This is a genomic window from Oceanobacillus piezotolerans, from assembly GCF_003665065.1.
Lineage (GTDB): Bacteria > Bacillota > Bacilli > Bacillales > Amphibacillaceae > Oceanobacillus > Oceanobacillus piezotolerans.
Genome location: NZ_RCHR01000007.1, coordinates 33,877 through 57,926 on the forward strand (window position 1 = coordinate 33,877; position 24,050 = coordinate 57,926).

Below are 24,050 nucleotides of genomic sequence, written 5' to 3' on the forward strand. Positions count from 1 at the left end.
TTCATAATATAACATCAATATACGCGTTTTAGCAAATAATTATCCGATTAATCTTACTAAATATACTTCATCGCAAAAACCACGTATCCCATTGTAAACTCTTTTTGCTTTATTCTCGTGTTCAACTAGCCCAAAGACGGTCGGTCCGCTCCCGCTCATCATCACCCCGGTTGCTCCAATACTTTTCATCGCCTGCTTAATTTGAATAACCTCAGGATGTAATGAACCGGTTATTGCTTCTAATGAGTTTCCCATATTCGCACACAACTTGTAAAGGTCCTTCTCATAAAGGGCTTTTATCACTTCATTTGTATTAGGGTGATATATGGTGTCCAAGCTCACTCTTTCAAAGATTGTACGAGTAGAGACACCAATATCCGGCTTCGCTAATACAACCCAGCACGGAGGGGGGGAAGTTAAGGTTTCGATCTTCTCACCAAATCCTCTTGCAATTGCCGTATTGCCATACACACAAAAGGAAATGTCTGCACCTAATTTCGAGCCCAATGCTGCCAATTCCTGTAAGGGAATGTCCATTCCCCACAGTCGATTGAGTCCCCTTAAAACCGCCGCTGCATCAGCACTTCCTCCGCCGAGCCCAGCAGAAACTGGAATATTTTTCTCAATTTTAATATGAACACCTTTATTTATACCATACGTCCTTTTAAACAAAGCAGCAGCTCTATATGCCAAGTTCCGTTCATCATTCGGCACATACCTGCTTTCCAGTGAGATTTTAATGGTATCTTGTCCAATAGAGGAAAGTTCAATACGATCCGACAAGTCTATGGTAGTCATAATCATTTCTACATTATGCAACCCATCTTCCCTTTTGCTTAACACATCCAGGGATAAATTAATTTTAGCTGGTGCCTTTTCAAACAGCGCCACTACCCTCACCTACTTGTTCCATCAAAAGATAAACAAATTGTAACATATTATAAAAGCGGAGGCGACTGCTTAGAGGTGAACGCATAAGCAAGGGGCTGGAGAGTGCTCGCTCTTTAGCACTCGGAGTGCCCATTGCTTATGACGGTAACCTCTAGGAGCAGGAGCTGGATAAAGAAAGGTGGAGGCGACTGGTTTGGGATGACAGCATAAGCAAAGGGTCGGAAAACGCGTGATCTTTCGCGTTTGGAGTGCCCGTTGCTTATGTCACGAGTCCCAAGGAGCCGGAACCAGACAAATAAAAGCGGAGGCGACTGCTTAGAGGTGAACGTATAAGCAAGGGGCTGGAGAGTGCTCGCTCTTTAGCACTCGGAGTGTCCATTGCTTATCACGGTAACCTCTAGCTCTAAAAAAACAAGGCAAACCCGATTAGGATTTACCTTGAATTATATTTTCCTCTGCTAATTCGATTGCTCGCTTAACCAAATTACCAGCATCACGTGACTTAATGCCACCCCAGCCTTCCTTTTGAACCGTGTCGTAAAATCCTAATTCTTTGGCAATCTCTTCTTTCAATTGGTCTGACATAATCCCTCTTCGTCTCCCCAAGAAAGAACAACCCCTTTCAGATAACTTTTACGACAGTTTTAGGATATGCCTTAAAAATAAACTAACTCCCGTTAGATGTTTGCATTACTGGAATTTTTTATTAGAGAACTAAATATTTACCTTAGAGGCTATTTGCCCCTTTTTGGAAAGCAGGCTTTTGCTCAAAAAAAAACAGCAAACTAAATGTCTGCTGTACACGAACTATATAATTGATTGATTTCTCTCTTCTAGAAAATCAATCTCTACTGTTTCGGTTAATACGTCTGCATAGCTGTACGAAACACGCTCGAAAGCATTTTCGTCTTGATCTAGCTCAATAATGAACACAGAAGGATACGTTTCCGCCAATACACCTGAACGTATAATTGTCTTCCTTCTTCCACCATTAGCCTTTAGTTTTAATCTTCTTCCAACCTGACACTCAAGACCCTGCTTAATTTCGATTAATGTTTTAGCCAATACACTCCACCTCACTAAGTAATAGTATATCACATGCTTGTTTAATAGTCAAAAATTTATATTATAACAAGAGGTGATTTTTTATGTCAACAATAAGTTTTGTCTACTTTTCGTATTATTTGTAAATGTTAACAATTTATGTATTAAAATTGTTGTATTTCCTTATATATTTTCTATCTAAATTCTAGCGAAAATATTATTCCCTTCTTTAACTAAACCTCATATTTTTTTTAATTTTACTTTTTTGTATGAGAGTCAGTCGATAATAAGTTCCTGCCAATGTTTTGCCAGCTTTTTTATCTGAGGTTAAAAAGCCAAATAAAAATACCCTATCCGCTCCATTCGGATAAGGTTATTATTTAATCCTCGGAATCATCAAGGTATGGCATTCCCGTTCGAAATAAACCTCTAGTTTCCACTCCACCCATACCTTTTTCCCCAGTCATGGTATTTTTTAATACATCCCATACATTAACACTCTCCATAAATGGAGTATAAGCAATTTTAGCTGCAATATATACCGGATCTAATGCATGGATATTAATTCTGGATGGAGAACTGGCAAAGTTTGAACCAGCTCGAATTAGGGATTCAAAATGAGATTGGCATGCACCTGCAAAAATAACCAAATGATCTAGACTAGGGTAGATTCTTCTTATCTCTCTCACTGTCTCTGCAAAATGCTTGGAATGCCGGTAGGCACGTAAATCATTCTTAGACCCTTTGCTTTTAGAATAAGAATCGTGACCGGTAATAACAATAATATTCGGCTGAATTCTTTCCACTAATCCCATTATCTCATTTGGCATTTCCTTTTCATTCAAATGTACGCCATGTACTTGAAGGCCTAATCGCTGATAGAGAGAGATACACTTCCTTAAATACATTTGATCGCCATCTAAATGCAAGACCTTTGCAGGTATTTGAAAATATTTTTCATAGGTATTATATCCACCGGAATATTGATACTCTCGTTTATCCTTCATCAGTTGATAATCTTGTCTAAATAAACGAAAGGAGAATTCTTCTTTTTCCTTTTCCTTTTGTCTTCTTTTTTCTATGTCCCTTTGTTCCATTATTTTTAAATCATGTAATGGTGCATCTGCTTCTAGACGATATTCATCTCCTACTAAATTAGCAATGTCTTTTTTTATGGATACGATTCGAAAAAGAAGATCATGTTGATAAGATTTTCGCGTTACTAAATTTCCAATTGAAAATTCCATACATTCACCTCAGCCTCCAGGTGTCATAAAGCATTCCTTCTACAGTCTATGAGGCTAATGCTAATCTGTGCTTAAACCCAGTCTTTAACGAATTGGAAAACCAATGTTTAGAGGTGCTCCTATCTCTATTTATGTCAATTGGGGCTTATTGGAGAACTTTATCCTTTAGAGGGTGTTATTAATATTAATTAGGTTAATTTTAATAAGGAGGCATGTATAGGGTTTGGAGCATTAACTCTGCTAAATAGCATAGGAGCAAGCGCGCCCGATTAGCAACGTCAAACTTTTACTGCCGCAATGATATCGAGAAAACAAAAAAGCTATTACCATAATAGCAATAGCTTAATTTCTTGCTCTCCAAAATGTATTTGCTAAGCGTGCAAATTCATCCATACTTAAAGATTCTCCACGCCGTTTCCCATCAATATTGGCTTTATCCAACAGATCGAGAATGAGTTCTTTATCGTATGCATCCTGAAGAAAGCTCTTTAAGTTATTTAGTAACGTTTTTCTACGTTGTGCAAAGCTTGCCTTAACGATCCTAAAGAAGAACTCCTCGTCATCTACTCCCACTGGTGGCGTCTCTCGCATGGTTAACTTTAAAATAGCAGAGTCCACGTTTGGCTGTGGCATAAATACCGTCTTTGGAACTGTCATTACAACTTCTGCCGTTGTATAATACTGTAGGGCGATGGTTAAAGACCCATAGTTCTTTGTATTTGGCTTTGCTGCCATTCGGTCAGCCACTTCCTTTTGAATCATGACGGTAATACTTTCAACAGGCAGTTTATCACGTACGAGCTTCATTAATATTGGTGTGGTAATGTAATACGGAAGATTTGCAACCACATGGATCGGATGATTTGACCCAAAATGTTCTTCAATCGCCTGCACCACATCTGCTTTTAAAATATCCTGGTGAATCAATGAAACATTATCATACCCGGCAAGTGTATCATTTAAAATGGGAAACAATCGTTGGTCAATCTCAAAGGCAACGACCTTATTAGCATGTATTGCTAACTGTTCTGTTAATGCTCCAATACCTGGTCCAATTTCAATTACACCAGTTTCCTTATTAATTCCCGCATGTCTTATAATATTTTCTAAGATATTTACATCAACTAGAAAGTTTTGCCCAAGGCTCTTCTTAAAAGCAAAACGATACTTATTTAAAATTGATTTCGTCCGCGTTGGGGTAGCTATAAAGTTACTCATTCTTCTCCTCCTGCTCTATTCTTTCCATTGCTTGCTCAAACTCTTGTTTGTTGATTTGGAACAATTTTAATCGCTTCAATAGCTGTTTACCATTTGTATGGCCAATTTGCAGTAATTCACCGAGACGTTCTCTTCTATAGCTTGCTTTATTTCCTCCAATTAAACCATATCTTAATAAGTCTGATTGCTGCAACTCGCTTTCTTCCATCTCAGTAAGTTCATATACCCCTTTTAGTGCCTCTTGAATAGCTTTATTGCTTGCATGTTCGATTCCTAAGCTTTTATTGTTTGGATGCTTTGCACGCGCATCCTCCTTGTTTAAAAATGCATGCTTACACCCAGGAACAGCCTGATCAATGATATGGCGAATTCTTTCTCCAGGATAATCTGGATCTGTGAAGATAATCACACCACGTTTTTCTTTAGCAAGCTTTATTCGCGCTAATATTTCCTTATTTATCGCAGATCCATTCGTTTCGATCGTATCTGCTCGTACTGCCTGTTGAATCCTGGTGGTATCATCCCTACCCTCCACCACTATAACCTCTTTTACCTTCAAGTTTGTATCCTCCATATTTTAAATCATTTCAATTCTAAAAAGGAGCTAGTCGCGCGTTAATGCGGAATAACCTATTATTTTCTAAAATAAATAATGCCCTTACCATTTAGCATGGTAAGAGCATATATCTTACATACGTCTTTAATCAAGTATTTTCACTTTAACTTTTCTTACGCCCCAGCCGTAAGCATCTGATTTGGATGGTACATGAACATCAATACGATTTCCTTTAATACTTCCACCTGTGTCACCAGCAATTGCTTCACCATAGCCTTCCACCCATACTTTTGTACCTAGTGGAATAACACTTGGATCAACTGCAATTACTTTTGCATTCGGATTTGCTTGCAGGTTAATACCGGTTGCTGTATAACCAGAACAGCCATCGCAGCCTGATGTAAAGGCACTTGCCGTCATTGTAATCGTCTTACCGCCAGTTTGCACCTTTTCACCATTAGAGTGAGATAATGTTACAAGGCCTGCTTCTGGCTCTTTTGTTCCAACAGCTACGACTTTATTGACACTTTCTTCCTTCACTTCTTCATTCAATAATTCCCGACTTACTTCTCTCCCGTTTTCCATTACTACTTTATAGGTCTTAGTTACCTTGCCATCTTTCCCATCAGTAACTACTTTTTCTTTCCCTTTTTCCAGAGAGTGGTCTTGTTTAGTTTCAGTTTGGAAAGCAATTGTATCTACAACTTCTTCCTCTTGCTCCTCTACACGAACAATAGTAATGGCATTGCCTTCTTTTATATCTTGTTCTAGTCCGGGTTCTACTCTATCTAATTCATTTAATTTAATATTATTCTCTGTCAAGATATCTTGTACCTTACTTGTGGTAGTGGCTATTTTCTTTTCTTTACCACCATCATCTATGATCACTTCAAATGCACTAACAACTGTGATACTCCCACCATTGATGATTTCATCACTATTCTCATGAGATATATCATCGTTTGCAGCAAAGGATAAACCTTGTTCTTCAAAAAAAGCACCCACTGTATCTTCCGTTGTATAATATGTATAATGATTGCCGTCCACGGTTACAGTGACTTCCTTTGCCGTTTTGTACTCAACATTCATGTTATTTTCTATGTTTGCGCTCAAATCATGTGAAAGCTCGTCATGTTCTCCAACTACAATCTCTAATTCATTAAGCAGTTCTTCTACCGTATTCGCATGTGTTTTCACTGGTTGTTGTTCGCCATTATCTGTTACTACTACTTCCGCCTTCGTGGCTTCAAATAATACAATACTGGTGAATAAAATCAATGCTAAAACACCGATACTTGAGATAACCAGCTTCCATTTCGATGCCGGCAATAGCTTTGAAATAATTCGCATGCATCTTGCCCTCCTTTAATAGCACTGATTATATCGACTAAAATTTGGAAAGACAAGGCGATTACGTTTACGGTTATTTTACAATTCTATTACATCCATTAATATAATTTTCGATCAATAGTTGTAAACGTTGATTTACAACGGTTTTTGGATGCCTTTCAAACGTAAAAGAGAGACTAGTATTTGCATACTGATCTCTCCTAACTTCCTACTTTGTTTAAGTTTTATTACACTATGTTACAATTGTAGCTTTATTTTAATCCAAACAACTGGAACGCATTTTTTGTCGTTTTTTCCGCTATTTCCTCCAAGGAGACTCCCCTTAATTCGGCAATCTTCTCCGCAACTAACTTGACGTATGCTGGCTCATTTCGCTTCCCACGGTTAGGATGTGGTGCTAGATAAGGTGCATCTGTCTCAATTAATAATCGATCGATAGGCACTTGTTTAGCTACCTCTTTAGGAAGTGGTGCATTCTTAAATGTGACAGGTCCACCTAGTGAAATATAGAAATTCATATCTAAGCAAGCCTGTACGTAATCGACGGAATCATTGTAGCAATGCATAATTCCGCCTACTTCTTTTGCGTTTTCTTCTTGCAGGATTTGAATAATATCTTCTGTAGCCTCACGGTTATGAATGATAATTGGCATGTTGACCTCTTTCGCTAGCTGAATTTGCTTGCGAAACACTTCCTTCTGTACTTCTTTAGGAGATTTATCCCAATGATAGTCTAATCCCATTTCTCCTATTGCAACTACTTTCTCATGCTTGGATAGTTCCTTAATCCATTCTAGCTCTTTATCCGTCATATCTACTGCATCAACAGGATGCCATCCGACTGCTGCATAGATATTCTTATATTCCTCTGCAATTTCGATTGCAAGTGGGATTGTTTCGTGGTCAAACCCAACAACAGTCATATATTCCACACCTGCGTCAAATGCACGCTTAATCGTCTCTTCCCGATCTTCGGCAAATTGTCTCGCATTTAAATGGACATGTGTATCAAATAGCATTTTATTCATCCTTTATTCATAGTTGATAAAATTGTGGATTAACTTAATTCAAAATAGTGGGTAACACCGCTACGGAAATACACTACGCTTTCCGCGGACGCTGCTGAGCCTCCTCGTGCTGACGCACTGCGGGGTCTCACCTAGGCTTTTCATCCCGCAGGAGTCTCCGTGTATTTCCTCCGCTAAGTTATGCTGTCAATCTCTAAACAATGTATAGAGGAAACACCACCCTACTATACATGAAGTGATTGTAGCGGAGGGCAGTCGACTCCTGCGGGAAAAGCAACAAGCGAAGACCCCGTAGGAAGCGATCTTCTTCCGAGGAGGCTGAGACGTTGCCCGCGGAAAGCGTACTGCCCGCAGCGGAAATCACGAGCGTATATTTCCAGTGTGTTTTCTAGTGTTTACACGATATACTGAATTAAACAAGTCCACAGTTTATCTATTATCCGTTATAACCAAAACTAAAACTATGTGCAAATACCCCGCTAGAACCTAGCAGGGTATTTGGTGTTTTTAAGAAACGGAAGATCCGTTCTCTGCATCTTTTGGTGCTTCGATCACTTGCAGCTGTCCATCTTTTTCGGCAGAAAGAATCATTCCTTGGCTGATTTCGCCACGCATTTTACGTGCTTTCAGATTCGCTACAATGACTAGCTTTTTGCCTACAAGCTCTTCAGGATTTGGATAATATTCTGCGATTCCAGAAAGAATTTGACGATGTCCTTTATCTCCTGCATCAAGACGAAATTTCAATAACTTATCTGCACCTTCCACCTTACCGCATTGTATAACTTCCGCTACTTTTAATTCCACTTTATCAAATACATCAAATTTGATTTCCTTTTCCTTTGCAGAAACAAGCTCGGTTTCATTTGGATCCCAATCTTTATTATCTTCACTAGAAGAAGGAGTGCCCTTTGTCATTTGCTCTTTAATGTAAGCTACTTCCTCCTCGATATCAAGACGAGGGAAAATAGGGGTTCCTTTTTCTACTACTTTTGCCCCTTCAGGGAAGCGGCCAAAATGAACCATTTCCCATTTGCCTGCAGCTTCACCTTCAACACCTAGCTGTGCAAAAATTTCCTTAGGCGCACGTGTTAAGAATGGCTGAATTAAAATCGCAGTGATGCGTAAGCTTTCTGCTAAATGAGCCATCACACTTGCTAATTCTGTTTCTTTTCCTTCTTCTTTTGCAAGATTCCATGGTGTAGTTTCATCAATATATTTATTTGCACGGGAGATAAGAGCCCATACGTGGCTTAGCGCCGAGCTAAACTGCATATTGTCCATTTCTTTTTGATAGTCTGCAATTACCTGCTCTGCGGTTTGTTTTAGATCTTCATCATATGCTGTGACATTGCCATTATATGAAGGTACCTGTCCACCAAAGTATTTATTAATCATCGCAACGGTACGATTTAATAAGTTTCCAAGATCATTTGCAAGATCATAGTTTACACGGGAAACAAAGTCCTCTGGAGTGAAGACACCATCACTGCCAAAAGGTACCTCACGCATTAAATAGTAGCGTAACGCATCTAATCCATAACGTTCTACGAGCATTTCAGGATAAACGACATTTCCTTTGGATTTCGACATTTTTCCATCTTTCATAAGTAACCAGCCATGGCCAAATACTTTCTTCGGCAATGGTAAATCAAGCGCCATAAGCATGATTGGCCAATAAATGGTGTGGAAGCGAACGATTTCTTTTCCTACCATATGAACATCAGCAGGCCAGAACTTTTCATAAAGACTAGGGTCTTCTGTTCCGTAACCAAGTGCTGTAATGTAGTTTGCTAGTGCATCGATCCATACATATACGACATGCTTCGGATTACTTGGTACTTGAATTCCCCAGGTAAATGTTGTACGAGATACCGCAAGATCCTCTAAGCCTGGTTTAATAAAGTTATTAATCATCTCATTCTTACGAGACTCTGGTTGGATAAAGTCTGGGTGATCTTCGTAATATTTTAATAGACGATCTGCATATTTACTCATTCTGAAGAAGTAAGATTCTTCTTTAATTAGCTCACAAGGATGACCACTGTCTGGTGATTTCCCACTAATTACATTACCTTCTGCATCACGTTCTACATCGACAAGCTGTGTTTCAGTATAAAATGTTTCATCAGGGACCGAATACCAGCCTTCGTATTCATCAAGATAGATATCGCCCTGCTCCAAGAAACGCTCAAAAATAGCAGCAACAACCTTTTTATGTGTATCATCCGTCGTCCGAATAAATTTGTCGTTGCTAATATCCAGCATTTTCCACAACTTTTGCATACCTTCTGCCATGTTATCAACGTATTGCTGTGGAGAGATATTCAATTCTTTTGCTTTGTTTTCTATCTTTTGCCCGTGCTCATCACTACCAGTTAAGTAGAAAACATCAAAACCTAACATTCTTTTGTAACGTGCTACCACATCACAAGCAATGGTAGAATAAGCATTTCCTATATGTAACTTGCCGCTTGGATAATAGATTGGTGTAGTTATATAAAATGTATTCTTTTCTTCTGGCATCTTGTTACCTCCTCCGAGTCCAGTACAAATATATTATCAATATTTCTATTGTAGCTATTATAACGTAATTTGCCAAATACTGTACAAATAATTATAGACGAGAATGTGTAATGGTAACCATGTCAATTATCAGAGATTAGACGTTATTGTGTGTTTCAATTTGATTTATGTAAGAATAATCAATCGAAGGAATTTTATTATCCAATAAATGGGTAAATCAATTAAATATTAAATTTTATTTAAAATTTCTATTTACAGTAATTTAATTTATCTGTTAGAATAAGATAACATTAATAAAAGTCATAAAGGGAGCTGACGCTTGCATAGGCACGTCAGCCCCCTTTTAATTTGGGCTCGTCATTAGCTATTACTTAATATGATAAGCTTGGTATACTTCCCTCTTAGGTAAATTACGATCCGTCGCAACCTTCTTGATAGCATCTTTACTCGATAACTGCTCTTCTTCCATATAATGTTCAATATGTTCAATCACGTTTAAATCATTCCACCAAATGGAATGATTTGGTTCCTCATTAGAAGTATTTCCTTCTACGACGATACAGAACTCACCCTTTGGTTCATGCTGGTTTAAGAAGTCGACTATTTCTTCCAATGTCCCCCTCGTATATTCCTCAAACCGTTTCGTCAATTCGCGTGCCACAGCTACTTTTCGATTACCTAACACATCTTTCATACTGGATAGTGTATCTTTTACCCTATATGGTGATTCATAAAAAAGGATCGTAGCTTTAAGGAATTTAAGTTGAGTTAACGCGTCGGCTTTTTCCTTTTTCTTTCTTGGCAAAAACCCATAGAAATAAAATTCATTAGTGGGTAATCCTGAACCCACTAATGCACACAATGCAGCATTTGCTCCTGGAAGAACTACAACTTTTAAGTCACGCTCTGTCGCAGCTCGAACAATTTCATAACCTGGGTCAGAAATAGCTGGCATTCCAGCATCACTTACAATCGCAATGGATTCGCCTTTCGCCACCCGCTCCAGCAGCTGTTCTTCTCTTTCTTTATTGCTATATTCGTGATAACTGATCAGTGGTGTATCGATATCAAAATGATTAAATAATTTCCTTGTATTTCTTGTATCTTCTGCTGCTACAATCGCGGCATCCTTTAATACTTGTAACGCTCGAAAGGTAATATCCTCTAAGTTCCCAATCGGTGTCGGCACTACATAGAGTAAACCTGATGATTCATCTTCAAAGCTTTTCTGATTGTTCATTCTTCATCACTTCTTTCAACCAGTTACGGATAAGCAATAACTTTCCTTTTTTCTTTAATTGCTTGATTTGGTATTCCTTTTTCATCGCTTCTTCTTTGGTTGGGAATTTTTCAATATACACTACTTGGAAAGGTCCCCTTCCTTTCGTGTACTTTGCTCCCTTTCCTTCTCTATGCATTTTCAAACGATGGTCTAGGTCATTGGTATATCCTGTATACAGAGAATTATCACCACATTTTAGGATATACACCATATGCTCATTTTCATCCATAAATAATTTCCTCCGCTTCCTTTGTATATGTACCATCTTCATTGTAAATATACAATGGCGGCATTATTTTCAAATCTGCCTTCCCGTCTCGTATTCCTTCAATTAACAACATATTGGCTTCTCTGCCAGGTTTAGGATAGACAAGCTGCAATCGTTTAGGCTCCAATTTATATGCTCTGAATAACGCTACGATATCGATTAGCCTACCTGGACGATGGACCATGGCCACCTTACCACCTGGTTTCACATGCAGTTTACAAGCCTTTACCACATCTTCTAATGTGCAATATACCTCATGTCTTGCTATTGTTAAATATTCATTATGATTCTGTTCCTTGCTAGAAGGAGTTTGGAAGTATGGAGGATTGCAGGTAACCACATCAAAATTACTATGGCCCAGTATCGGCTTCATTTCTTTTAAATCCCCATGAATCATAGATAGCTGCTCAGATAATTCATTTAATGTAACATTACGTTCTGCCATATGGAAGATACGCTCTTGAATTTCTACCCCAGTTATGGATGCCTCTGTCCTTCTGCTTAGCAGCAAAGGTACAACACCATTACCTGTACATAAATCCAAAATCCTCCCTCTTTTTTTAGGGATCGATGCAAAATGTGCAAGCATGACAGCATCTAATGAGAACGCAAATGCTGTAGGACTTTGAATAATACGCATGCTCTCGTCCGCTAATAAAAAGTCGATTCTTTCATCATCATATAACTTTACCATGATTATCTCCTGCTTTAACTAGTAATATCCTTTAAATTTATATTCAAAAGGAGGATAAAAAGACGGAGGTCGGCTAAGTTCTCTGGCGTTCTCTGGCGTCCTCTGGCCTCTTTAAACATCCTGTAAAAGAAGCTGTCTCAAGCGAGACAGCTTCACTATTTGCTATTTTGTTTTGTCAAAAAACTCTAAACAGAACATGCAATCCTCATTTCTCCTTGGACTGCCAAATTCTAAATTACATATATGAAATCCTTCTTCGTATAATCTCGCTAGATTATCATAGCCTTCACTAGGAATTTTAACTTTTTTCCCCATTTTTGTATCTGTTTCGGCTTTTTTTGGTTCTTCTAGTTGATTCAAGTGATTTCTGAGGTTGTGATTTTCCATTGCAAGCCGATGATTTTCTTCGAGTAAAGAGCTTAATTTCTGTTTTAAATCTCCGAGTTGCTCATACAATTCACCGATTTGCTTCTCCATATCAGATACTTGATCAAAGATCTGCCTATTATTCACGCCCACTCACCTCGTTATATTATGTGGCCCCTGAGCTAAAATTCCTTCTTCTATAAGTTCGTCCAATGTATATTCAATTACCCGCTCTTTTTCAGGTATTTCAATCTGAATGAGTCTCTCTAACATATTCAGGCCAACCACTTTCCCTTTACCATATGGTGTGTTAATAGCCTCCCCAATATCCGGTAATTCACGCTTTGCTGTTTCATAATCATCATTTTCATATTTTAAACAGCACATTAATCGACCACATAATCCAGATATTTTAGCTGGGTTTAAAGAAAGGTTCTGGTCTTTTGCCATTTTAATAGAGACAGGCTCAAAATCACCTAAGAACGTAGAGCAACATAGCATTCTACCACAAGGGCCAATACCACCTAGCATTTTGGCTTCATCACGAACGCCAATTTGTCTTAACTCAATTCTTGTTTTAAACATGGCAGCTAAATCTTTTACCAACTCACGGAAATCCACTCGACCGTCTGCTGTGAAATAAAAGATAATTTTATTACGATCAAACGTATATTCTACCTCTACTAGATTCATATCCAGTTGATGTTCTTTAATCTTCTCACCACATATATCAAAAGCCTTCTTTGCTTGCTCCTGATTCTCGACAACTGTTAGCTTGTCCTTCTCATCTGCAACACGAATGACTTTCTTTAAAGGGAGTACAACATCTTCCTCATCCACTTTTTTATTCGTGATAACCACTTTGCCAAATTCAATCCCACGAATGGTTTCTACTATGACATAGCTGTTTAAGGAAATGTTCTCCTCACCTGGATCAAAATAATATATTTTACCCGCTTTTTTAAAACGGACTCCAATTACTTCTATCATTTTAGTCTCACCTCTTTATTTGAAGCATAAGCTGTTCAAACACTAACATGGGTTGTACATTCTGCTTCAATTTTCTCTTTGCTTGCAAGATGGCGTTTAGAATTTCGATTAATTTCTCTTGAGAAAACTCCATCGCTAACCTTTCCACTATTTCCTCTTGTGAATCAAAGAAAACAAGTCCTTCTTCGTTTCCAATAGAGAAATAGAGAATATCTCTAAATGCCAACAACAATAAATCAAGTCCTCGCTCTTGATTATCTCTATCCTTTAAATGAGGCAACAAATGACTATGAATAAATAGATAAACGTCTTCTGGTTTGGAAGAAAACATTTCTATTAATTGTACCATTAATTTTCTGGACTCTGCAAACCACTCTTCTTCGCTCCAATGCTTTGCTTCATCGAGATTATTCGTTAATACACTGAACAGACTAGCATTTCTGTTATCCATACCTTCTTCTTTTAACTTGTCCCTAAAAGAGGCAGGATTTAAAGGCTTTAGATCTATAACCTGACAACGGGACCGGATAGTAGTTAAAATAGCTCGACTATTTTCTGTTAGCATGATTGCTGTCGTTTGCTGACTGGGTTCCTCAAGAAACTTCAAAATCCGATTGGAGGCGTTAGTTGTTAATGTATCAGCATCTTTCACAACGTACACCTTCTGATTCGACTCAAGACCAGAATAAGTAAATTCCTTTTGCAGGTTTTCTACTTGTTCCTTTTTAATGGATTTTCCCTCTGGTTCAATCCAATGGACATCGGGGTGGTTACCAGACGTAATACGTTTACAATTCACACATTCATTACAAGGCTCTATCCCACGCTTTTCCTCACAGAATAAACCTTTCGCTATTAAACGTGCGATCGCTTCTTTCCCCGTCCCTCTCTCTCCTTGGATTAAATACGCATGAGAAATACGGTCTTTTTTAATACTATTCGTTATGATTCGGCTCGCAAGTGGTTGTATCTTTTCTACTTCAGCCCATGTTTTCATTTATATAACCATCCTAAACCTTTTATGAATGATAAAGAATCGGTAAGGAAACCGATTCCTCATCATGTGTATAGGTTAATTAATAATCCTTTAATTTCACCAATAAGCCCCAAAATATGAACTGTCTTTTCCTCTTGATTCATAATCTCTTCTGTTAACTGCAGTAATTTCTCATCAATCTCTTTTACAATAGTCAATTTCCGACTACCGTTAAACCCGAATTGATGCTCTTTATGCAGTTTGTATCCGTTCGTCACTGCTTCTTGCAGAAAATCCTTTATCATCCTTTTAAACCTGGCAAGATCACGAAAATTCCTCGACCTCGCAAGAATATTACCTTGTACCGTAATATTCTTTATTAGTTTCTCAAATTCCTGCTGTTTCAGTTGAATAGTTTGAGCCTGTAAGGAATTACTAAATGAACGTGCATCAACGGAAGGTTGGCGTACATATTTTTTTTCTGCTTGTGTTTGTATATCGTTGGTGATTTTCAAGTGCAACCACCCCTTCCTTGTTTAGCTAATAACTAAAATTGATAGAATGATTCAATCGGCAGCACGAATACCGTAGCACCGCCAACCTCTACTTTCACTGGTTTCGGAATATAGGAATCTGCATTTCCACCCATTGGAGATATAGGGGCAACCATTTGTTCACGATGCGAACAATTATCCTTAATTACTCCCAAAACATCATCTAATCTTTCATCATTACAACCAATCATTAAAGTTGTATTTCCTTCCTTTAAGAATCCACCAGTTGAGGCAAGCTTCGTAACCTGAAAATTCTTATCTCCCAATGCATTTATAAGCCGATTTGAGTCTTTATCCTGTACGACAGCCATTATTAGCTTCATCATACTTCCTCCCTTCATGATTAATAAATCTATACCCTAATTACATTTTATTTATTTAAGTGCTCGATGACACAATCATAGGCATCTTTCTCAACTGCTTCTATTGGTTGATCGGCATTAACAACCTTTATACGTGCTGGGAATTTATCTAAAAGAATTTGATATCCCTGATATACACGTTCATGGAAAAGAATATTCTCCAGATCCAATCGGTTTCTTTCTCTTTCTTTATTCGACTCAATACGCGCTAAACCCTTTTTCGGTTCGATGTCAAAGAAGAGTGTAAGATGAGGCATTTGCTCCTTAATGGCAAACTGATTAATAGCATATACCTCCTCAATCCCCAAGCCTCTTGCATAACCTTGATAGGCTAGACTGCTGTCAATAAATCGATCGCATAAGATGATCTTTCCTTGCTCGAGAGCAGGTAATACCTTCTCCACTAAATGCTGTCTACGTGCAGCTGCATATAATAATGCCTCTGTCCGTTCCTCCATAGCCGTATTCTTAGGATCAAGTATTATCCTTCTAATCTGTTCAGCGATTTCAATGCCCCCTGGTTCTCTTGTTTTCAGTACATCATATCCCTGTTCGAGGAGAGTATAATATACTCTGTCAAGAACCGAGGTTTTCCCGGCACCTTCTCCACCTTCAAAAGTAATAAAATATCCGTTCACGAAAGCTGGTCTCCTTTATGTCTGTAAATCTTAATTCGTTCCCTGTTTCTTTGTTGCAGCCTTATACCTTGTTCTGTCATCTCTGCTAAGGCTTTGAAATGTGCCTCTGTTATTCTCTCTCCTTTAAGAAGAAAAGGAATACCAGGGGGATACGGAATAATCGACTCCGCTGAAATATGACCTATCCCTTCTTCATAAGGGACTTCTATTATTTTTAGTTTATTCATAGTTGTATAAGACAAATCCAATTCCTGTATTTTTTTCGGAAATTGTTTGGATATATCTATTGTAGCATGGTTTTCGTTATTTTTTAATTGTTCGTTTACGCTTTTTATAGCATTCTTTAAACGTCTATCTTCATTAAATGGTGCTAGTCCATGGATAAACAGGATTTGATTATGGGTAGTTAATTCTGGATAAATTTGATTCTCCTCAAAAATCCTCGTCACTTCATTCGCTGCATACTGATGTTTCACGTGTAACGTAATTTTTAAAAAGTCATCCTTTTCAGATATTGGGAGTACATTCCAAATGTCTGATCGCTCAAATATATCTCTGACATAAGCCACACTTTCTTTTATTTCCTCGAGCTCCTCCTTCGTTATATTCGCCAAGAAATACCTTGCTATATCTAAAGAAGCCATTAACGGGTATGAGGGGCTGCTGGACTGGAGTATTTGTAAATAATGAGCAATTTTATCCTCTGATACGAGCATGGAATTTACATGAAGATAAGAAGACATTGTCATAGCTGGAGCCATTTTATGAGCAGAATGAACAACTACATCAGCTCCAAGCTCCAGTGCGGAAGGTGGAAAAGGACTTCCTAAAGAAAAATGGACTCCATGCGCTTCATCTACTAATACAGGAATCTCATATGAATGGATTAAATCTATCATTTCTTTGATAGAATACGTTCTGCCGAAATAATCTGGGTAAGTTAACACCACTGCCTTCGCATCTGGATATCGATGTAGCGCCTCTTGAAGGGTAGCTACACTTGGACTTGTATATCGTTCTAATGCTTCCTCATATTCGGGAGTGATAAAAATAGGCTTTGCCCCACACAATTCTAAGCCATTCACAATCGACTTATGGCAATTCCGCTGGACAATAATGTGGTCTCCTCCTTGGCAGGTTGCAAGTAACATAGCTAGGTTACCAACAGTACTCCCCCCCACAAGAAAGAAAGTGTGTTTACTATTAAAGTAATCCTGCGCTAATTCCTCCGCTTCTTTAATTACTTCGCTAGGTGCGTGCAAATCATCTAGTCCATTTAATTCCGTCATATCATACTTAAGTATAGATTGAAAGGTTCCTTTCGCCTGATGAGGGAAAACAGAGCCGTTTTTATGGCCAGGGACATGGAAAGATATGGGGTTTTTATCTTGGAAGGTCTGTAACTTTGTAAAAAGAGGTAATTCTAGTTGTTTATGATTCATTGGTATCCCCCGTTCTATCATTTACTTCATAGTAAACAAAAAAGCCTTTGCTAGCAAAGACTTTATAACGGATTTCAAATATTCGTATTGAGCTTATTAAATTGGTTTTAAATCCTATGAATATAATTTGGATTCCTTTATATTTTTTAGTTTATGCAAATAATACTTATATTTCTCTTCTCTTGGCTCGGTATGGATAATATTATGCTCACATTCTCGACAAAGAAACAAATTGTATAAATGAATACCTTCTTCCTTTTCTTCTTCACATATTCCGCATTTTTCAAATAGTTGGAATGACTCCATTTCCTCACCTCCGTTAAATATAGTATCTCCTAATCTAACGGAATCTATACAGGTAATCTTTGAAACTTATTATTGAAGATATGTTGGATCTGCAATTTTAGATAAGCCCCTGACTTATTTAATTCAGTATAGTGAATAAAAACCGCTCCGGAAATACACTGCGCTTTCCGCGGGCGCTGCTGAGCCTCCTCGAGACTGTCGTCTCTGTGGGGTCTCACCTAGGTTTTTCATCCCGCAGGAGTCTCCGTGTATTTCCTCCACTTAGTTTGAGCTTCTCTAATTTTCTATTTATTACTGTAATAAGCATTCGAATGTAGTTCTTTGAAACGTTATTTACTGTACTTCCACAACTTATAAAACAGAAAGTCTAATTAGCGTAGGCAGAATACGGAGACTCCTACGGGAATAGCACGTGTCCGAAGACCCCGCAGCGATGGTTTTTCCGCGAGGAGGCTGAGGCCGTGCCCGTGGAAAGCGGAGTATTCTGCCGAAGCGACTTCTAGCACAAACCATCATTAGAACAAGCGAGAGTATGATCAAGAAATTCTATTTTAACTACGTCGGATTTTCTATCAACTGTAATTATATGAAAGGGAATTGCATTCCAATAAAGGAACATTTACTTTGGGATAAATTAAAATAATATTTTATATAATAAACCAATGAATTGCAGCGAGGGAGGCTACTCCGAATAAACCTAAGAATCCAGATACGATGGTTGTATAAATATTAATAGGTATATGCAGACCAAAGGCACCACCAAAAACATTGAAGAAAAATAAGAACAATATTCCTATTCCCAGTTTAATGGTAGCTTGTCCAATAAAACGCATTGGCTTAACTGGTGCCCCAACAAGGAGCAAAATAACAACTAGAGAAACCATAATGGTGATTACAAGTGTAGAATCCATTTCAATCATCTCCTTCTTTTCCTTATTAGTACATATGAAAAAAAGGAGGGAAAAAGAACAAAAGACAAGGACTAAGCTAATAATCCTTGTCTAACTATTATTCTGTTAATCTAGCATATTAACGAATCGCACGTAAGTTACGACGCCTCGCCTCACGAAAAGCGAACATATACTTTGCCTCTGCTAAAGCTAAATGCATTCCGACAACCTGGGATGATTCAATACTTTTATTCATAATCATTCGAATTTGCTTCCATTCTTTTTCAAGCTCGACAATTGTTTCGAGCAATTCACGATCGATGTCCATTCGCTTTCTTTTTTTCCCTTTGCCCATTGCCTCACCTTTTTCTAGACTTCTCTTCTTCCCTCTAGTGCTTTAGATAATGTTACCTCATCTGCATATTCCAGGTCGCCGCCGACAGGTAATCCATGAGCAATACGTGTTGTCCTTATACCTGAAGGTTTCACTAATCTAGATATATACATTGCTGTAGCTTCTCCTTCAATGTTCGGATTTGTTGCAAGGATAATTTCTTCCACTTCTTCATCCTTTAAGCGATTTAAAAGATCTGGAATATTAATATCCTCTGGACCAATCCCGTCCATTGGTGATATTGCCCCATGGAGGACATGATACTTCCCTCTAAATTCTCTCATTTTCTCCATGGCGATAACATCTTTCGGATCTTGCACTACACAAATAACGGAATTATCACGAGAAGTATCGGAGCAAATTGCACAAGGATCTTGATCGGTTATATGACCACAGACAGAACAGTGTGTTAATTCACGCTTGGCACTAATTAACGAGTTAGCAAAATTCATGACATCGTCATCGTTCATATTAATAACAAAAAAAGCTAGGCGTACAGCGGTTTTTGGACCTATGCCTGGCAATTTTGTAAAACTGTCAATCAGTTTGGAAATTGGTTCTGGATAATACATTTGTTTGCCTCCTAATTCGAAAACGAAAGCACTTAGATACAGAGGGCATGTTGATATATCCCTCCACCTAAATGCTCCCAGTTTCAAAGTCACATATTCACTAATGTGACGTCATTCTTTCGCTTTTGTGTTTGCTTGCAAACCATTAGAACATCCCAGGCATATTTAGTCCTTTTGTAAATTGTCCCATTGTATCGTTTGTTTTTTCATCAATTTGCTTTAATACATCATTCGTAGCTGCAAGGATTAAGTCTTGAAGCATTTCAATATCATCCGGATCTACTACTTCTTCCTTTATTTGTACATCTGTAATCTCTTTCTTACCATTAGCTTGAACAGTAACCATTCCACCACCTGCAGAAGCTTCGAAAGTCATTTCAAATAACTCATCTTGTGCCTTCATCATTTTCTTCTGCATTTTTTGCATTTGTTTCATCATATTGTTCATATTTCCCTTCATGGAAATACCTCCTTCTTATTCTCCAATTTATTTTACTACTCATTCGAGTAAAAATATGACATCCTATATCTTAGTCGTGAATTTCCACCAAATCATCTCCAAAGAGCTTTTTGGCCTCATCCACAAGTGGATCAGTTTTTTCTGCAGATTTTTCAGATGGATTATTTTCCTGCTTCTGCAAATAATCTGCTCTTAGTTCTTTCCAATCTTTATCAGGTATCGGAATAATAGTTATATTTTTCCCGATAACAGTAGTTAAAATAGATTCAACCGTGCTTTGATGTTCTAAGAATAGAGAGCAATGTATTTCATATCTAAATGCAACAACTACCGCTTGATCAGAAGCTGCTGCAGGTTTACTATCCTGAATCGTAGCATGTGCTGGAGCGTTTGTACCTTTTAATTTAGCCAAAAAGTTTGGCCATGCAGATTGTACTTGCTTTAAGGCAGGCTTCTCAGCTTGCCCAAGCACTTCTCGGATCCGTTCGATTGGGATTTTAAAACTGTTTTTTGAAGTCCTTGCTGGTCTTCGTTTTTCAGGTGTAGCTTGGCCTGCACCACTTATAGCCTGAGGGTTTTGCTTTATCTGCTTTAACTCTTTTTCAAGCCGTTCTAATTTCTGTGTTAATTGGATAACAGCATCAGAATCGACGTTACTCTCAGTCTGTGGTGAATCTTGGACACGATTTGTTAAAGAAAGGATGGCGATTTCAATAAAAATCTTTGGACTATTTGTCCATTTCATCTCTTGTTGACATTGATTTAATTGAATTATCGCTTGCTCCACCCATTTATTGGAGAGCTTTTCAGCTAATTCACGGAATTCATCATTAGCTCTTGCTCTTTCTAATAATCCATCGAGATTTGGAGCACTTTTAAATAAAAGCAGGTCACGCATAAAATAAATCATATCATAAACAAATCGGCCAGGGTCTTTTCCGTTTTGAATCATCTTATCTAGCAATTGTAATGCTTCTTGAATATTTTGATCATACATGGCACTCACCATGGTAGTCATTACGCCTTGTGAAACCCCACCAGTGACTGCTAGTACATCATCCAGTTGTACACTATCCTCGCTATAGGAGATAGCTTGGTCCAAAATACTTAAAGCATCACGCATTCCGCCCTCCGCAGCTAAAGCGATAGCATCTAAAGCATCTTCTGAAGCATCAATTTTTTCAGCAGCAATAATCGTATGCATACGATTAACAATTGCTTCATTGGAGATCGGTTTAAAATCAAATCGTTGACATCTTGACAAGATAGTCAGCGGGATCTTGTGTGGTTCCGTTGTTGCCAGTATAAATACAACATGCTTCGGTGGCTCTTCTAATGTCTTTAACAATGCATTAAATGCATTGTTAGAAATCATATGAACCTCATCAATAATGTACACTTTATAAGGAACAGCAGTAGAAGCGTATTTTACATTTTCTCTTATTTCACGAATATCATCTACACTAGTATTGGAAGCAGCATCAATTTCAATTACATCAGAAATGGAACCATCTTGAATGCCACGACATGCCGCACATTCATTACATGGCTCTTCCACTGGGGCATGCTCACAGTTAATCGCTTTGGCAAATATTTTTGCTGCACTCGTTTTCCCTGTTCCTCGAGGGCCAGAGAAAATATAGGCATGCGAAAATTTTTGCTGCGCAATAGCATTTTGCAATGTTCTCGTGATATGAGTTTGCCCTGCTACATCACTAAATTTTCTTGGACGCCAAACGCGGTATAAAGCTTGATAACTCATAGACAGATTCCCCTCTACATTCTAATTTTCATTATAACCGATTTAAGGGGAGAATGTGAACTAGAGAGATAAATTTAGGAAGTTTTTTGTTTCCTTAGTTGCTTTAATAGAATATTACTTAATGCATAATATGAGTAGACTTCTGATTAGTTTAATTCAAGATAGTGCATGAATTCCGCTCCGGAAATACACTGCGCTTTCCGCGGGCGCTGCTGAGCCTCCTCGAGACTGTCGTCTCTGCGGGGTCTCACCTAGGCTTTTCCTCCCGCAGGAGTCTCCGTGTATTTCCTCCGCTAGATTGTGCGTTAAAAACAATGGATAAGGAAGCATTATTAAACAGGAAGTGATTGGAGCGGAGGGCAGTCGACTCCTGCGGGAAAAGCAACAAGCGAAGACCCCGCAGGAAGTGCGAAGGAACAAAGGCTAAGAACGCCACGTCCTGTGGCAACGCCTTTATGACCAACATCCTGTTGGCCCGAGGCTGAGACGTTGCCCGTGGAAAGCGTACTGCCCGGAGCGGAAATCACGAGCGCATATTACCGATGTGTTTTCGTTGTATACAACGGACAATCTTGAATAAGTTAATCAACATTTTCTATCAAAGTAACAGCAGCAAAGCATGCCCCTGCGAATAATCATTTAATCCTTCCATTTCTACCATAGAAAAAAGCTAGAGATCAAAATTCCTGACCTCTAGCTTTGATATTATATGTAGCCGTGCACCCACCGTCGATGTACGACTATATGCGTTACTTAAGTTCATGGCTCAGCCTAGGCTTCCCTGCGGCACACAGAAATGACCACTTACTGCTGCTTCCTTCCGGACCTGACAGGGTTCATGGGTTTCTGTTGCGCAGGACCCGAGCGTCAACACCAATTCCTTAAGGCAGACCATACAGTCGTACACCTCGGATGGGGATTCAGCCTCGCTATAGCGGATTGCGAGTACAGGGCACCGCTGCCTCCCCGCCTAGCACGGTAAGTATCATTATATCTACTTTCGACGTATTTTGCAATGGTAAATACAGGTTACTGTCTTTTTTTTCTTTCACGCAACTCTCGGAAAAAGTTCTTTAAAAGATTTGCACACTCTTCCTCTAAAACACCACGGCTAAGCTCTACTTGGTGATTAAACCTTGGTTCACTTAGTAAATTCATTAAAGTGCCTGCACAGCCGGCTTTTGGATCAGTTGCACCATAGACAACCCGCTTGATACGTGACTGTACAATGGCTCCTGCACACATAGGACATGGCTCAAGTGTGACATAAAGTGTACAATCCTCCAGGCGCCAGCTTCCAATTTTACGGTTCGCCTCTTCCATTGCAATTAGCTCAGCATGGGAAAGTGTCCTTTGCGAAGTTTCTCTAAGATTATGTCCTTTAGCGATAATTTTATCATCATAGACAATAACGGCCCCAATTGGGACTTCATGGATAGCGCGTGCTTTTTCTGCCTCTTTTATGGCATAAGACATATACATTTCATCCATCATTTTTTTCACAACACTTTTTAAAATTTTATTTTAGGGTATTTAATAACTAATATAATGGTTAGTTTGAATTACAGGATAAAATGTCTAACACTTTTCCTATTCAGTTAACACTAACTTATAAAGGAGCATTGTTATGGATTTATCTAAAACAGCAGTATTGTTTGTCGATTTAATTAATGACTTTGATTTTGAGGGTAGTGAAAAACTGCTAAAAAGCACAAAAGAAATTTTACCAAACTTAATAAAGTTAAAGCAATATGCAAGAGATAACAATCTGCCCACTATCTATATTAATGACCATTTTAATTTATGGCAAGCAGATGTAAATCTTATCCTGGATCACTGCACAAATGATAGGAGCAAACCTATTATTGATGCTATGAAACCAACACAAGAGGATTACTTTCTAATTAAACCCCAGCATTCTGCCTTTTTCCAGACTCCTTTACAATCTTTGCTGACAGAGCTTGAAAAGACACATCTTATTATTGCTGGTATTGCCGGTGACATTTGCATATTATTCACGGCTAAAGATGCCTATATGCATAAGTTCACTTTGCATATTCCAAGTAACTGCATGGTATCAGAAGAAAAGGAAAGCAATGATTATGCGCTATATTTAATGAATTCTGTAATGAAAGCAAATATAAATCCTATCTAAATGCATAGCTTCCCCTCCTTTAACATAAAGTGTATTAAATTGGAATTCTAGCGTTAGCTGACAAATGAGCCAGCTAACG

27 protein-coding genes and 1 other RNA gene are annotated in these 24,050 nt (G+C 38.3%); 1 reads left to right on the forward strand and 27 read right to left on the reverse strand.

All coding sequences use genetic code 11. The annotated features are described in order from the left end of the window. Positions 1-39: 39 nt before the first annotated feature. The 27 genes from ispE to tadA all read right to left on the reverse strand — a co-directional run bounded on the left by ispE (position 40) and on the right by tadA (position 23,310). Positions 40-891 carry a 4-(cytidine 5'-diphospho)-2-C-methyl-D-erythritol kinase gene (gene ispE, locus D8M04_RS16570; protein WP_121524528.1) on the reverse strand — a complete coding sequence of 284 codons (852 nt, stop codon included), beginning with the start codon at positions 889-891 and terminating at the stop codon, positions 40-42. Between the two features lie 426 nt (positions 892-1,317). After that, on the reverse strand, positions 1,318-1,497 hold the full coding sequence (locus D8M04_RS16575; RefSeq protein ID WP_121524529.1) for a small, acid-soluble spore protein, alpha/beta type: 180 nt from the start codon (positions 1,495-1,497) through the stop codon (positions 1,318-1,320). A gap of 201 nt (positions 1,498-1,698) precedes the next feature. Beyond that, entirely contained in the window at positions 1,699-1,956 is a 258-nt protein-coding gene (gene veg, locus D8M04_RS16580) for a biofilm formation stimulator Veg (RefSeq protein ID WP_121524530.1), read from the reverse strand. A 359-nt stretch (positions 1,957-2,315) separates the two neighbouring features. Next, a complete protein-coding gene (yabG, locus tag D8M04_RS16585; RefSeq protein WP_121524531.1) occupies positions 2,316-3,182 on the reverse strand; it encodes a sporulation peptidase YabG in 867 nt (288 codons plus the stop codon). Positions 3,183-3,524: 342 nt separating this feature from the next. After that, positions 3,525-4,400 carry a 16S rRNA (adenine(1518)-N(6)/adenine(1519)-N(6))-dimethyltransferase RsmA gene (rsmA, locus tag D8M04_RS16590; RefSeq protein ID WP_121524532.1) on the reverse strand — a complete coding sequence of 292 codons (876 nt, stop codon included), beginning with the start codon at positions 4,398-4,400 and terminating at the stop codon, positions 3,525-3,527. Continuing rightward, positions 4,393-4,959, reverse strand: coding sequence for a ribonuclease M5 (gene rnmV / locus D8M04_RS16595; RefSeq protein WP_121524533.1), 567 nt, complete (start codon positions 4,957-4,959; stop codon positions 4,393-4,395). Before rnmV ends, rsmA begins: the two co-directional genes overlap by 8 nt. A 141-nt stretch (positions 4,960-5,100) precedes the next feature. Next, positions 5,101-6,306 (reverse strand): resuscitation-promoting factor, encoded by a 1,206-nt coding sequence (locus tag D8M04_RS16600; RefSeq protein ID WP_121524534.1) that lies wholly within the window; start codon positions 6,304-6,306, stop codon positions 5,101-5,103. Positions 6,307-6,557: 251 nt separating this feature from the next. Next, positions 6,558-7,325 carry a TatD family hydrolase gene (locus tag D8M04_RS16605; protein WP_121524535.1) on the reverse strand — a complete coding sequence of 256 codons (768 nt, stop codon included), beginning with the start codon at positions 7,323-7,325 and terminating at the stop codon, positions 6,558-6,560. 516 nt (positions 7,326-7,841) lie between these two features. Beyond that, positions 7,842-9,860: a methionine--tRNA ligase gene (gene metG / locus D8M04_RS16610; RefSeq protein ID WP_121524536.1), complete on the reverse strand. Its 2,019-nt coding sequence runs from the start codon at positions 9,858-9,860 to the stop codon at positions 7,842-7,844. A gap of 367 nt (positions 9,861-10,227) precedes the next feature. Further along, positions 10,228-11,100: a 16S rRNA (cytidine(1402)-2'-O)-methyltransferase gene (rsmI, locus tag D8M04_RS16615; protein ID WP_121524537.1), complete on the reverse strand. Its 873-nt coding sequence runs from the start codon at positions 11,098-11,100 to the stop codon at positions 10,228-10,230. After that, positions 11,078-11,371, reverse strand: a complete 294-nt coding sequence (locus D8M04_RS16620; protein ID WP_121524538.1) for a GIY-YIG nuclease family protein — start codon at positions 11,369-11,371, stop codon at positions 11,078-11,080. Before D8M04_RS16620 ends, rsmI begins: the two co-directional genes overlap by 23 nt. Beyond that, complete coding sequence (locus D8M04_RS16625; protein WP_121524539.1) at positions 11,364-12,104, reverse strand: tRNA1(Val) (adenine(37)-N6)-methyltransferase; 741 nt, start codon at positions 12,102-12,104, stop codon at positions 11,364-11,366. The genes D8M04_RS16620 and D8M04_RS16625 overlap by 8 nt, the downstream gene beginning before the upstream one ends. Positions 12,105-12,266: 162 nt before the next feature. Beyond that, the gene (gene yabA, locus D8M04_RS16630) at positions 12,267-12,617 is read right to left on the reverse strand and encodes a DNA replication initiation control protein YabA (RefSeq protein WP_121524540.1); all 351 of its coding nucleotides are present in this window, start codon (positions 12,615-12,617) and stop codon (positions 12,267-12,269) included. Between the two features lie 6 nt (positions 12,618-12,623). After that, positions 12,624-13,460 (reverse strand): PSP1 domain-containing protein, encoded by an 837-nt coding sequence (locus tag D8M04_RS16635; protein ID WP_121524541.1) that lies wholly within the window; start codon positions 13,458-13,460, stop codon positions 12,624-12,626. Between the two features lie 7 nt (positions 13,461-13,467). Continuing rightward, positions 13,468-14,457 (reverse strand): DNA polymerase III subunit delta', encoded by a 990-nt coding sequence (gene holB / locus D8M04_RS16640; protein WP_121524542.1) that lies wholly within the window; start codon positions 14,455-14,457, stop codon positions 13,468-13,470. Between the two features lie 62 nt (positions 14,458-14,519). After that, entirely contained in the window at positions 14,520-14,951 is a 432-nt protein-coding gene (locus D8M04_RS16645) for a YaaR family protein (RefSeq protein ID WP_121524543.1), read from the reverse strand. A gap of 32 nt (positions 14,952-14,983) precedes the next feature. Beyond that, positions 14,984-15,313, reverse strand: a complete 330-nt coding sequence (locus D8M04_RS16650; RefSeq protein ID WP_121524544.1) for a cyclic-di-AMP receptor — start codon at positions 15,311-15,313, stop codon at positions 14,984-14,986. Between the two features lie 47 nt (positions 15,314-15,360). Further along, a complete protein-coding gene (gene tmk / locus D8M04_RS16655; protein ID WP_121524545.1) occupies positions 15,361-15,990 on the reverse strand; it encodes a dTMP kinase in 630 nt (209 codons plus the stop codon). Further along, positions 15,987-17,432, reverse strand: coding sequence for an aminotransferase class I/II-fold pyridoxal phosphate-dependent enzyme (locus D8M04_RS16660; protein WP_121524546.1), 1,446 nt, complete (start codon positions 17,430-17,432; stop codon positions 15,987-15,989). The genes tmk and D8M04_RS16660 overlap by 4 nt, the downstream gene beginning before the upstream one ends. Positions 17,433-17,546: 114 nt before the next feature. Beyond that, positions 17,547-17,738 (reverse strand): sigma factor G inhibitor Gin, encoded by a 192-nt coding sequence (locus tag D8M04_RS16665; RefSeq protein WP_121524547.1) that lies wholly within the window; start codon positions 17,736-17,738, stop codon positions 17,547-17,549. A 647-nt stretch (positions 17,739-18,385) separates the two neighbouring features. Beyond that, the gene (locus D8M04_RS16670) at positions 18,386-18,649 is read right to left on the reverse strand and encodes a pro-sigmaK processing inhibitor BofA family protein (protein WP_121524548.1); all 264 of its coding nucleotides are present in this window, start codon (positions 18,647-18,649) and stop codon (positions 18,386-18,388) included. 118 nt (positions 18,650-18,767) lie between these two features. Next, on the reverse strand, positions 18,768-18,983 hold the full coding sequence (locus D8M04_RS16675) for a YaaL family protein (protein WP_121524549.1): 216 nt from the start codon (positions 18,981-18,983) through the stop codon (positions 18,768-18,770). A gap of 14 nt (positions 18,984-18,997) precedes the next feature. Beyond that, on the reverse strand, positions 18,998-19,594 hold the full coding sequence (gene recR, locus D8M04_RS16680; protein WP_121524550.1) for a recombination mediator RecR: 597 nt from the start codon (positions 19,592-19,594) through the stop codon (positions 18,998-19,000). A gap of 145 nt (positions 19,595-19,739) precedes the next feature. Further along, positions 19,740-20,054: a YbaB/EbfC family nucleoid-associated protein gene (locus tag D8M04_RS16685; RefSeq protein WP_121524551.1), complete on the reverse strand. Its 315-nt coding sequence runs from the start codon at positions 20,052-20,054 to the stop codon at positions 19,740-19,742. Positions 20,055-20,124: 70 nt separating this feature from the next. Beyond that, positions 20,125-21,816, reverse strand: a complete 1,692-nt coding sequence (gene dnaX / locus D8M04_RS16690; RefSeq protein ID WP_121524552.1) for a DNA polymerase III subunit gamma/tau — start codon at positions 21,814-21,816, stop codon at positions 20,125-20,127. 715 nt (positions 21,817-22,531) lie between these two features. Next, an RNA gene (gene ffs / locus D8M04_RS16695) (signal recognition particle sRNA large type) lies at positions 22,532-22,795 on the reverse strand. A gap of 50 nt (positions 22,796-22,845) precedes the next feature. After that, on the reverse strand, positions 22,846-23,310 hold the full coding sequence (gene tadA / locus D8M04_RS16700; protein ID WP_425464032.1) for a tRNA adenosine(34) deaminase TadA: 465 nt from the start codon (positions 23,308-23,310) through the stop codon (positions 22,846-22,848). A 133-nt stretch (positions 23,311-23,443) separates the two neighbouring features. On the opposite strand from tadA, the gene D8M04_RS16705 reads away from it, so the two are divergent. Continuing rightward, the gene (locus tag D8M04_RS16705; RefSeq protein WP_121524553.1) at positions 23,444-23,971 is read left to right on the forward strand and encodes a cysteine hydrolase family protein; all 528 of its coding nucleotides are present in this window, start codon (positions 23,444-23,446) and stop codon (positions 23,969-23,971) included. Positions 23,972-24,050 lie beyond the last annotated feature (79 nt).